At 28.7% G+C, this 12251-nt stretch carries 12 protein-coding genes and 3 pseudogenes; 14 read left to right on the forward strand and 1 reads right to left on the reverse strand.

Annotated features, from left to right (window positions below):
• Positions 1–177 precede the first annotated feature (177 nt).
• From IPK06_14640 to IPK06_14705, 14 genes and pseudogenes are all read left to right on the forward strand, one after another.
• Positions 178–531, forward strand: a pseudogene (locus tag IPK06_14640) (cupin).
• Between the two features lie 373 nt (positions 532–904).
• A complete protein-coding gene (locus IPK06_14645; protein MBK7981213.1) occupies positions 905–1384 on the forward strand; it encodes a hypothetical protein in 480 nt (159 codons plus the stop codon).
• Between the two features lie 281 nt (positions 1385–1665).
• Complete coding sequence (locus IPK06_14650) at positions 1666–3756, forward strand: hypothetical protein (protein ID MBK7981214.1); 2091 nt, start codon at positions 1666–1668, stop codon at positions 3754–3756.
• 95 nt (positions 3757–3851) lie between these two features.
• Positions 3852–4211: a hypothetical protein gene (locus IPK06_14655; protein ID MBK7981215.1), complete on the forward strand. Its 360-nt coding sequence runs from the start codon at positions 3852–3854 to the stop codon at positions 4209–4211.
• 37 nt (positions 4212–4248) lie between these two features.
• The gene (locus tag IPK06_14660) at positions 4249–4473 is read left to right on the forward strand and encodes a sensor histidine kinase (GenBank protein MBK7981216.1); all 225 of its coding nucleotides are present in this window, start codon (positions 4249–4251) and stop codon (positions 4471–4473) included.
• Positions 4404–4568: pseudogene (locus IPK06_14665) on the forward strand (hypothetical protein). Before IPK06_14660 ends, IPK06_14665 begins: the two are co-directional and overlap by 70 nt.
• The gene (locus IPK06_14670) at positions 4566–5462 is read left to right on the forward strand and encodes a response regulator (GenBank protein MBK7981217.1); all 897 of its coding nucleotides are present in this window, start codon (positions 4566–4568) and stop codon (positions 5460–5462) included. The pseudogene IPK06_14665 and the gene IPK06_14670 overlap by 3 nt, the downstream one beginning before the upstream one ends.
• Before the next feature lie 143 nt (positions 5463–5605).
• Complete coding sequence (locus tag IPK06_14675) at positions 5606–6115, forward strand: hypothetical protein (protein ID MBK7981218.1); 510 nt, start codon at positions 5606–5608, stop codon at positions 6113–6115.
• Positions 6082–6540, forward strand: coding sequence for a hypothetical protein (locus IPK06_14680; protein ID MBK7981219.1), 459 nt, complete (start codon positions 6082–6084; stop codon positions 6538–6540). Before IPK06_14675 ends, IPK06_14680 begins: the two co-directional genes overlap by 34 nt.
• Entirely contained in the window at positions 6537–7532 is a 996-nt protein-coding gene (locus tag IPK06_14685) for a hypothetical protein (protein ID MBK7981220.1), read from the forward strand. Before IPK06_14680 ends, IPK06_14685 begins: the two co-directional genes overlap by 4 nt.
• Positions 7533–7799: 267 nt before the next feature.
• The gene (locus tag IPK06_14690) at positions 7800–8240 is read left to right on the forward strand and encodes a hypothetical protein (GenBank protein ID MBK7981221.1); all 441 of its coding nucleotides are present in this window, start codon (positions 7800–7802) and stop codon (positions 8238–8240) included.
• A gap of 29 nt (positions 8241–8269) precedes the next feature.
• On the forward strand, positions 8270–8563 hold the full coding sequence (locus IPK06_14695) for a hypothetical protein (protein MBK7981222.1): 294 nt from the start codon (positions 8270–8272) through the stop codon (positions 8561–8563).
• A 389-nt stretch (positions 8564–8952) separates the two neighbouring features.
• On the forward strand, positions 8953–9198 hold the full coding sequence (locus tag IPK06_14700) for a hypothetical protein (GenBank protein MBK7981223.1): 246 nt from the start codon (positions 8953–8955) through the stop codon (positions 9196–9198).
• A gap of 116 nt (positions 9199–9314) precedes the next feature.
• Positions 9315–9554 (forward strand): hypothetical protein, encoded by a 240-nt coding sequence (locus tag IPK06_14705; protein ID MBK7981224.1) that lies wholly within the window; start codon positions 9315–9317, stop codon positions 9552–9554.
• Between the two features lie 1502 nt (positions 9555–11056).
• On the opposite strand, the pseudogene IPK06_14710 reads toward IPK06_14705, so the two are convergent.
• A pseudogene (locus IPK06_14710) lies at positions 11057–11979 on the reverse strand (NAD-dependent epimerase/dehydratase family protein).
• Between the last annotated feature and the right edge of the window lie 272 nt (positions 11980–12251).

Genomic DNA, 12251 nt, shown 5'->3' on the forward strand with positions numbered 1-12251 from the left:
ACAACCATTCTTTTTTAATAAAGGAATATAAAATAATAATTTGAATTTAAAAAAAATTATACATTTCATGAGATATAAAAATTTAACAAAAATTTAAAATTGAAAATCACATTATTGAGAAATGCATTATATTGATTTATAAAATTTTGTAAATTCATTTGTACAATAGAGGTTATTATGCCAAAAATAATTAGTTCACCGTCAATAATTGAATCAGCCGGAAATAAACCTAAAATAATTAAGGAATATTTTGGAAGAGTGAATTCACAAAGCGAAGAAGTAAGCATTGCCAAAATGAATAGTCCGCAAGGCTGGATTGAGCCGGGACAGCAGCCGGAATTCAACGAATATACTATTGTGTTAAAAGGAATTCTTAAGGTTGAAACAGAAAATGAAAATTTTGAAGTTAAAGCTGGCGAAGCGATTTTAACGGAAAAAGGAGAATGGATAAGATACAGCACTCCTTTTGAAGATACCGAATATATTGCGGTTTGTCTTCCCGCATTTTCGCCAAAAACGGTTCATCGAGATGGAGAAGTAGAAAAAGATTATAACTATGTTGAAATTTTAAGAACATACAGCCAAGTCGATATTGCAATGATCAAAAGTCTTCTTGATGGAAACGCGGATTATTATTTTCATGGTGAAAATTTTATGTCAATTAGACCATTATTAGAACCGGCTATTTTAATGGTAAATGAAAATGACGTTGATGATGTTAAAGAAATATTGAAAGATTTTGAATTGAATTTTTTGGGCGTGAGTTTAAAGGAAGAGGATGAAAATGAGGATGAATAATTTTAGAAAAATAATTTTTAGTTTGCCAATAATCATATAATGAATTTTGACTTTAACATTTTCATTTGCTAATATTAATCCCACACTTTGTCCCTTTTGAGAATAAATGTCAACCGAACTGCGACCCAGAATAAAGATAATTTCCAAACTTGGTAGAGAACAAGTTATGGATATAATATTGCAAAAAATATATGATCCTAATTCTCAATTTAAAGGATGGATCAAAGAAGGATTTGCGGTAATTTATACACTCCAAAATGATAAGCATATTTGGACACCGCAAATTAATCTTCAGATAGATGAAATTGAAAACGGAACTGAAATACGCGGAACTATTGGTCCAAATGAAAATATTTGGACTGCTTTCGCGTTCACATTTTCTATATTGGGCTTTTTTGCGTTTGCATGCTTATTCTGGGGACTTTCACGACTAAGTTTAGGTTATTCCGCAACTATTCTTTGGGCAGTTCCAATAATTCTGATCATTATTTTGGGTGTTTACATGCTTGCCAAAATTGGTCAGCAACTTAGCAGAAACGAAGTAAGACAATTAAGAAAATTTGTTGAATCCGCTTTTGAGGAATAAATATTTTTCCATTATGTATTTGTAAAATTAATTTAAAGTGCAAATTGCACAGAAAGGAAATTATTTTTGGGGAAAATAATTTTCGAAAAGTTTTTTTATTATTTTCAAATACATTGCTTCTACTGCGCAATTATTTTTTTCCTATTAATAAACATCACCTCCAACTATTCTCAAAATTTAAGTTCAGGCAAAATAGGGCAGTTTTTGTAAAAAATTATAGTCCAAATGAATACAATTCTGGAATTCAAAACTGGTGTATTTTACAAGATCAAAGAGGATTGATGTATTTGGGTAATGATGATGGAATTTTGGAATATGACGGTTCTTCTTGGAGATTAATAAAAACCAGCAACAATTCCATTGTCAGATCAATGTGTATGGATTCAAAAGGAAGAATTTATGTTGCTGCATCATCTGATTTTGGCTATTTAGATGCTGATTCAATTGGACAGCTTCAGTTTGTTTCACTTCGTAAACTTAGTTTAAATATTCCAAATTTTGGAGATGTTTGGGATGTTAACGAAAATTCAAATGGAATTTATTTTAAAACCCAAGATCAAATTTTTCGTTTTCACAATAATAATATTACAATTATTGATTCAGTTTTTTCATACAGATTATATAAAGTTGGAGACGATATATTTGTTAGAAATAACGGAATTGGTTTACAAAAAATAATTGGTAACTCTGTCAAATTAATTCCAGATGGCGAAAGTTTTGCAAGCGTTGGAGTTTATGATATGATTCCTTTTAATGATAAAATTTTAATTACTACAAACACAAACGGATTATTTCTTTATTACGGAAATAATTTTACAAAATTCAAAACCGAAGCTGATCAATTTTTATTTCAAAATAAAATTTATAATGCGTGTAAACTTTTTAATGAAAATATTGCAATTGCAACTCAAAGAGGCGGAATTACTATAATTGATAAAAATGGAAAATTAATTCAGAATATTAATTCTACTAACGGACTTAAAACAGATATTGTGTATGATGTTTATCCGGATTACCAAGGAAGTTTATGGCTTGCAATGACAGATGGACTTGCAAAAATTGAAATTGATTCACCATTTAAAAAGCTTCCAATTGAAAAAACCGGTAAAAACTATTTTTCATCAATTTATAGATTTAATAATAAAATTTATGCCACAAATTCATTCGGACTTCTCCAATATGATGAAACTACTTTAACATTCAAAACATTTAAAGGAATTTCTTCAAGCGGTTATAATTTTTTCTCATTTGGAAATTCACTTTTTGTTCTTACAATGGATGGAATTTCAAAAGTTAATAATGATAATACAATTGAGAAATTATTTGATATGACTGCTTCCGTTGGATGCAAATCAAATATTGATACAAATATTTTTTATGTAAACCATAGAGAAGGAATAAATATTTTAAAATATAAAAATGGCAGATTTCAACTTTTAATAAAACTACCTCAAGTTCCTTTTGAAATTGCAAATATTAGTGAAGACGGAAATGGAAGTTTATGGCTAACAACTTATTACCAAGGCGCAATTCAAATTTCATGCAAGGATGATTATTTATTTAATGCTGTTGATTCAACCAAAATAAATATAGATTATTATGATAATAACAACAAACTTCCGGGAAATTTAGCATCAATATTAATAATTGATGAAAAACCTTTTTTTGCAACAGATAAAGGATTTTTCAATTTTGATGAAAATACAAAAAAATTTCATCCGGATTCAATTTTGGGAACGACTTTTACTAGTTCAACTCATTTGATAAAATTTTATGTAGAAGATTATGATCATAACTTTTGGATTTTGGCAAAAACGGAAAATGGATTAGAATTCGGTAAAGCTATAAAACAAAACTCAGATAATTATTTGTGGACACCATCTCCGGAATTTCAAAGATTAGACTTAAGCAGAATTTTTACAATGTATTCAGATTATAGTCCAATTGAAAAAAAGGAAATTTTATGGATAAGTTCGGATGAAGGTTTAATTCAGTATTCTCCTAAAAATAATAGATTTCTGAAAGAAAAATTTGCAACATTTATAAGAAATGTATTTGTTAATCATGATTCATTAGTTTATGCCGGTACAAAAAATCAAAAAACTTCGAAAAAAAATATTTTCTCTTTTAGAAATAATGATTTGGTGTTTCAATTTACCTCAACAAGTTATGATAAATCTGAACAAAATGAATATCAATTTATACTTGAAGGATATGAAGAAAACTGGTCGCAATGGAGTAATGAAAATATAAAGGAATATACAAATCTTTCAAACGGAGATTATACTTTTCGTGTTAAATCCAAAATATATATGGAAAAATTGGAAGTGAAGATTTTTATACCTTTACAATTCTTGCACCCTGGTATTTAACGTGGTGGTCATATCTTATTTATGCATTTATATTTTTAGGAATATTATATCTTATTAGAGATTATGAGTTAAAACGAATTCACAAAAAACATTCTTTGGAACTTGAATTAGCAGCTTTTGAAAAACTAAAGGAACTCGATCAGTTAAAATCCTATTTTTTTGCAAATATTTCTCATGAATTTAGAACTCCGCTTACATTAGTTTTGGGACAAATTGAAAGTGTTCTTTCATCAAATATTGAAACTAAGGAAAAAGGAAAACTTCACGTTGCAAATAGGAATGCACGAAGGCTTTTAGATTTAATTAATCAGCTTTTGGATCTATCAAAAATTGAAGCCGGAAGTATGAAACTTGAAGCTAAACAGCATAATATTGTTTCTTTTCTAAAAAGTTTATTTTATTCATTTGAATCAATTGCAGAAACACACAAAATTAGTTTTAAAATTCAAATCTGATTTTGAAAACATTCCAGTAATTTTTGATCCGGATAAAATGGAAAAAGTTTTCTATAATTTCATTTCAAATTCAATAAAATTTTCAAAATCTGGCGGTGAAGTTTCGGTAAGTTTAAGTTTAAGGGGAGATTCATTTGTTTTAATAAAAATTAAAGATAACGGAAAAGGAATTAGTAAAAGCACTTACCTCATATTTTCGATCGATTTTATCAAGTTGAAGGTTCAAACACTCGCGAATTTGAAGGAACCGGAATTGGATTAGCTTTAGCAAATGAATTAATTCTACTTCATAACGGAAAAATTAATGTTGAAAGTGAAGAAAATTATTGGACGGAATTTACAATTGAACTTCCTATGGGCGATTTAAATTTGGAAAAAGAACAATTGGTCGATTATTCCACAAAATTCACAAATCAAAATGATATTGAAAATTTGAATGAAGAAAAAGTTGAAATAATTGATTCACAGTTGGAAAATAATTCCCGAAATAAAAATTCCGAAATTATTCTAATTGTTGATGATAATACGGATGTGAGATCATATATAAAAGAACAAATTGAAGATGAATATAAAATTTTTGAAGCTTCGAATGGAGAGGAAGGAATTATAAAAGCAGAGGCTGAAATTCCCGATTTAATAATTACAGATGTAATGATGCCTAAAATAGATGGCTATCAATTTTGCAAAGAAATTCGCGGTAATAATAAAACAAGCCATATTCCAATAATTATGCTAACGGCAAAAGCAGCCTTAGATGATAAAATAGAAGGTTTGGAAACCGGAATTGATGCTTATCTAACCAAACCATTTAGTGCTAAAGAATTGATTGTTAGAATAAAAAATTTAATTTATCAGCGTAAACAATTAAGAAAGAAATTTAGTAAATCCACAATTCTAAAGCCTTCAGAAATTACAGAAATTTCTGTAGATCAAAAATTTTTGGAAAATATAATAAAATTTATTGAATCCAATTTTGAAAATGAAAATTTTACAATTGAAGATATTGCATCTAAAGTTAATATGAGTATTTCGCAATTAAATAGAAAATTAAATGCATTAATTGATCAGCCGGCAGGACAATTAATTCGGTCGCTTCGTTTGCAAAGAGCGGCTGATTTATTAAAGCAGAAGGCCGGAAATGTAGCAGAAATTTGTTATATGGTCGGATTTAGCGACCAAGCATATTTTTCCCGTTCATTCAAAAAACAATTTGGAAAAAGTCCATCGGAATATAGAAACACTATAATGTAAATAGACATTTCAAATAAATCACCCTATAATTTCATAAAGTCCAAATTTTTGCATAAATAATACAAGAAATCCATATTCAATCCATCTAATTTTAAAATCAAATTCAAAAGAATAATTGATAAATTATGTGAAAGCTGAACAAAATGATAAAAACATACAATTTAATCTTATTTTTAATATTTATATCAATTATGACTCAAGCTCAATCAATTTTAACCTTTAATCAAAACTCATATACAACACATTGGAAAGAAAACGGAATTGATTGGCATATTTTTAGTTATGATGGTTTCGCAAGTATTAACGAGAATTCTTTGCAAGCTATTAGTAATTCAAATTTGACACTTTCAAGATTTTCATTAGAAACTAATCATAAATTGACAATTTTCAATTTTCAAATTTATGTTTTGGATTTAGAGCTAGATATAAACGGAAATTGGGTTAATATACGCAACAATACATATATCAAAATAATTGGGTATGATGCTATAGGAAACTCGCTAAAATCACAATATTATTACCCGCCCGATAACACAAATCCTCCAAATTTAATTGGTGAACAGCTTAGCCTAAATTCATTTAATAATATTAGTAAAATAGAATTTGAATATGATGGGGATTGTGTAGTCCGTATCCCGGAGACGGAACTTTAGAAAATCCTTTTCTGATTTCAACGCTTGATCATCTTAAATTCTTATCGCAGCATCGTTTGGAATGGGTATATAATTTTAACCAAACTTCAGATATTGATGCTGCAATTACTCAAAATTGGGATAGTGGGCAAGGTTTTTTGCCAATTGGTGATGAAGCAAATAGCTGGTGGTTTAGTGGGGGTTATGATGGACGAGGTTATTCTATTAGCAATTTACATATTAATCGTCCAACAATGGATTACGTCGGATTATTTCGAAATCTAATAGGGGTAGTTGTAAATCTCGGAATTGTTAATGCAAATATAATTGGAGGCAATTACACAGGATCACTTGTTGGTGCTGCTCCACCTAATGGTATCACACGAATTGAAGGTTGTTATAGTTTAAATTGTGAAATTACCGGCAATAGATTTGTTGGGGTTTGATAGGCTATTCTGGTTTATATGTTGAAGAAATAGGTTATCAAAATGTCTATACATTAGTAAATAGCTGCTTTAGCAGTAACTGTATTGTTAAAGGATATTCTGAAGTAGGAGGCTTAATTGGTAAGAATAGAATCTCAGCAGTATATAATAGTTATTGCATGGGTTCAACATCAACGGTTGAACTTCTTGCAAATGGAACAGAAACTAATGCCGGAGGGTTAATAGGATATTTGGATTATTACTCTGAAATTCAAAATTGTTATAGTACAGCTCAGGTTAACTATCCCCAGTTAAATATTTTGGGCAAAACAGGAGGATTAATTGGTTGGAAAAATACAAATACACCGTATATTATAACCAACGGATGTTTTTGGGATAAACAAACTTCCGGACAAACAACAAGTGCAGCAGAGGAAGTTGGCAAAACAACTACTGAAATTAAAACTTTGTCCACATTTACAAGTGCAAGTTGGGATTTTACAAATGTTTGGTTTATGATCGGTACAGATTACCCCAATTTACGTAGTTTTTACAATATAGCACCACCGGTTCAGTTAACAGCTTTTTTAGAAGGTACTTATAATTCAACAAATGGAAATATGAATAATAGTTTAGCAGGAAATATTCCATTGTCATCACCATTTACTGCTGATTCTCAAACTGTAATTGCAATTCCACAAAATGTTGTGGATTGGGTTTCAGTGGAATTAAGAGATAAAAATAATTCTTCTTCAATTAAGGCTACTAGGTCTGCTTTTTTATTAAAAAATGGAAGTATTGTTGATCTAGATGGTGTAACTTCGCTCCAATTTGGAGCTTATACTGATAATTATTTTATTGCTATTAAACACAGAAATCATTTACCAATTATGAGTAAAAATGCTGTAAACGTAACATATAGTGCAACAAATGCATTAACAGAGGCCAATAAATTATTCAAATTACAAAATGGTGAGTTATCAAAAGCAATTAAAATGATATTTACCGAGTAAAATCAAGATAAAATTATTTTAATTCCAAATACCTAAATAATCAAATTTAGATTTTAAATTCTGCTTTCCATTGTTATTCAATTCTAAATAAAATTAACCTATCTATACTAATCTATCTTCGCCAATTATTTAAAATTCACTTGAAAGATTTAGTTTGATCAAAAAGTCTAAACTAATGCGTAAATAATACAAGATATCCGCAATATTTCAAGTTACTTTTGTAATGAATTTTCAAACATTCAAAAATGTTAGAATCGATAGAAAATTGTGAAATCAATTACAATCAATGGAATTTATAGCAATCTCGGAAAAATTAAAATTGATTCTCAAAAATCAATTGAATGGAGAACAATTAGTAATGAAAATCCGCCAATTTTACCTTTTGGCAGTAAAATAGAACTTGCTATCTCATATAATGAAAAAGATTATCTAAACGGAAATAATGGAATTGTTTGGGCGACTTATGATTTAAGACAAGCTGAGATAATTCAAAATACTTTAGTTGCTCAGAATATTAATTGCGAAATGAAAAATGAAAACCTATCTGAATTCGAAATGTTTTTAATCAAAATTATTAATACTGAAGACATTAATGACGCCGTAAATTTTATTTGGAAAAGTAATACCGGTTTAAGACTTCTGCCTGATTGGAGTTATTCTTTTGGTGAAACAAATAAAAGTTTTGAACAGTGGTTAAGCGGTAATTAAAATTTTTAAAATAAATATTCAGAAATAATATGAAAGGAATATTAATGAAATCCGTTAATTCAACTCTGTTTATAATATTTATAATAACCGCTATATTTTCCACTTTATCTGCACAAACCGATGAAAGAAAATTAGCTGAAACTCTAATGTTTGGAAAACCTTTCTTTAAACAAAATACTGAGTTTGAATGGGAATATTATGATGCATTAGCAGAAAAAAATAACTCAATTGAAAAGTTAGAAAACAAAGAATTGAGTTTGACATATCAAAATATAATTGGCAAAGAAATGGTTTTGAATATGATCTATTTACCGTTGAAATAATTATCACAACTGATTCAACACTTTCTTGGAAGGATTCTAAAAGTAAAAAATAAATAATGAAAAAACCAAAACAATTCACATTGATAATAAAACAATATTAAAGTCCTAGGTAGAAGTTGATAATACGCAAGTTGTTATGTTTGCAGATTTCTACCAAGGTGATACACGCTTTTCTATACAATAGTGATGGAAAAATTGAAATAGCTAACGGATCAATTAAACTTAAAGATTAGATTTAAACTTTCAACAAACTTTGTAAAAATCAACAATATAATATAGGAGATCGTTCTATGAAATACATTCTTACAATCATACTTTTTTACTTATTTCAATTTCGAGTAAATCAACATATTGCCCAGCAACGGGTAATGCTTTTATAATTCAAAATCTTGAAGCAGCTTTTCCCCGAAGATGGAAGCGCCGCTGAATTTGATTCACTTACTCATCAATTTCAAATAAAGGTTTGGGATAAAAATCTATATGTAGTTAGTCACAAAACTGTAAGACATTGGTGGGTGATAATAACAAGAGACATCATAGAAATAACAGAAATAAAATCTTGGGAAGATATCCCCAAGCAATGCAGGAAATTAGATGAACTATTTAAAGAGGTTTGGAAAACTAAGGAAGACTGAGAAAAATTTAATAAAGCATATGATAAATATTTTACCGGAAAGCATTCAGATGAAATTTATAGAGAAGTAGTATTTAATAAATAATAATTAATAACAAGAAAATAGGAGTTAGTTACATGAAAAACAGATCAAAGATAATTTTATTAATCGCTTTAACATTTTCAATTTTCACCTCAAACTTATTTGCTCAGCAATGGAGTAGTGAACAGAAGGAAGTTTGGGCTGGAATAGAAAATATTGGGAGTTTCTTCAAAAGGAGATGTACAAGGATTGTGTCGTATTTTGATGAAAGTTATATAGGTGGAGCTATCAAACTGTTGTTCCCCAAAATAAATCTAATACCTCAAAATGGATAACAAATGAATTTAAAAATAATACTACAGTACTATATACTTTAACACCCGTAACTATTTGGGTTAAGGTGATTTTTGCGTTTGCAAACTATTTTATTCACAAATAGAAAAAATAATCAGATCGAAAAGAAGAACAGACAGCAGGAAAATGGACAGATATCTTGATGAAAAAGACGGTAAATGGTTTTTAATTGGTGATCATGGCGGAAGAACATCTAAAACACAATAATGACGAAATAAATTTTGTTAAAAATTCTCAATCGTAAATAAATAAATATTTCATAAAGAGGAAAAAAGAAAAAATAAAAAATAAATATCTTAACTCTACTATCGTTAATCATGGTTCTATTCTCAGTAAAAGCTTATTCGGACAAGAGCATTATACAGAGGGCAATGTACGTGTGGTAAGTTTTTATAGAACAAAACCCGGACAGTTTGATAACTACACGAAGTATCTTCGCACTCACTTTTTACCAGCCAGTGGTTAGAAGCAAAAAAGCAAGGATTACTTGAAGGATATTATATTCTTCTAAATACACCATCAAGTCCTGAAGATTGGGATATTGCATTTGCCACATTGTACAAGAATTTTTGGTGTTGCACCAGATTATAACCAAGCCGACGAGGATAAAATGGATAAAATAAGTGGAAATGCATTATAAAACTTCTGATCAAGAAAAGTGCGGAAATGACAGATATGCGGTTTGATATGAGAACTTATAACGGAACAAAACTATTTCCGTGATATAACTCTTAAACCATTAAATAATTTTGGATAACAAAGTTATTACTTATAAGATGTCATTTTACTTTGAGGTGACATCTTAATTTTCTCTAAAAAACAATTACTTAAAACTTCCGATCAAATTTTAGAAATCTTGAGAAGTAAATGATTTATTAAGAAACGTTATTTACTAAATTTAATACTAATTTTATTCCGTTATTCTTAACATAATTCGGAAATCAATATCAACAAAATGATTAGATTTGGGATGTTGCAGTGCAACTCAGAAGGCATCTTTTTTCAAAACTAAAAAATAAAATTTATATAAATAGTTTAAAATGAAATAATTTTATTTACAACTAAGATTACTTAAATCAACCCTTCATTTTCATTATAACATTTTCCTAGTTCAAATTTTATACTGTCAAATTTTTTAGAAATCAAATTATAAATCGCAGCAACAATAACATTAATTACAGCTCCAATCACAGCATAAAAAATTGGTAGAATGAATATGAATTATCTGCTTATAAATGGTAAAACTCCAGTTTCTAATTCATCGCTATTTGGAATAAAATTAGAAACAAAAGAAAGAATCAATCCAATTGGAAGAAGAATTATAAAAGTAAGTATTAGGTAAAGTATAAATGAATAAAGTGCAACGGAACCAATATGAACTTTTTATTTGATATATGGCAACCCTAATTATATATTGTGAAATTATCGCAAAAAATTTCTTCGTAATCATTAAGGCAATTTTTATCAATTAAATTATTACTTTCTAGTTTAATGATTTTTTCTTTCTAGTTTTTGCTTCAAACCAATTTATTGTTTCCTTTATTCCATTTTAAACGGTAACAGGCTTAAAATCCGGAACAAATTTTTTATTTTCGAGTTATCAAAAATTACGCTGTGAGCTTTATCGCCAAGCAGGCTGCATTTCAAGTGTTCATCATATTTACCAATAAAATCCGATGGAATATGAATTATATTTGGTTCATTATTTATTGCTTCGGCAATTGCTTCATAAATTTGATTCCATGTCAAAATTTCATCATTAGTAATGAAACGATTCTCCAATGGCTTTTATGTTTCCTATTAAACCAATAAAACCTTTTGGCAAAATCTTTGCGGCGTATCGTTCATAGCGATGTTCCATCGCCATGCACGACAATTTTTCTTCCCGTTTTAATTTCTGTCAACAACGGTGTATCTATTCCATCCGCCAATTGGAACCGGAATAACTGTATCATATGTAAGTGAAGGCCTTACAATTGTTACGGGAAACTGTTTTGACTGGAAATTCTATCATTAAAGTTTTTTCACATTCTATTTTGTCTCTCGAATATTGCCAGAAAGGATTTTCAAAGGTGCTGATTCGGCTATAATTGGCGAACTTGGCGGTTTTTGATATGTCAGGTTGAGCTGATAAAAATGTATTGCTTTGTTTTTCCGGTAAATAACGAAATTCCTATCATCGCCATTTTTGTAAACGCAATCCAATTAACAACTACATCCCAATTATGTTTATCCAAAGCAATTGAACAATTATCATAATTGGAATATCACAAATAATTTCCTTTTGCACCGGAAATTTTAACATTTTTATCCCGGTTCAGCAACAAAGCTCATAATTTTTTCAATGCATAATTTACTGACTTCGGTACTAATGTTTCCGGTTCCGCCTATAAATAACATTTTCAATTACTTATCCATTTTTGTTGTTAATAAAATTACAATATTTTATGAAAAATATTTTATTTACTGTAAATATTTTATTATTCATATAATTTTTTGAAAATTTCTTTTATATTTTTTTATCGTACGTAACAAATTTATATTCTTGAAAGGAAAAATGAAGCTGCAATTAATTTATATATATTTCAGTAATACTTTTCGCCGTATTAATTAGCTCGTGCAGTGAAGATAAAACCACAGAGCCTAAAATTGATTTTAGATCCTGCTTTAGTAGGAAC

The organism is Ignavibacteriota bacterium, assembly GCA_016713565.1.
GTDB lineage: Bacteria > Bacteroidota > Ignavibacteria > Ignavibacteriales > Melioribacteraceae.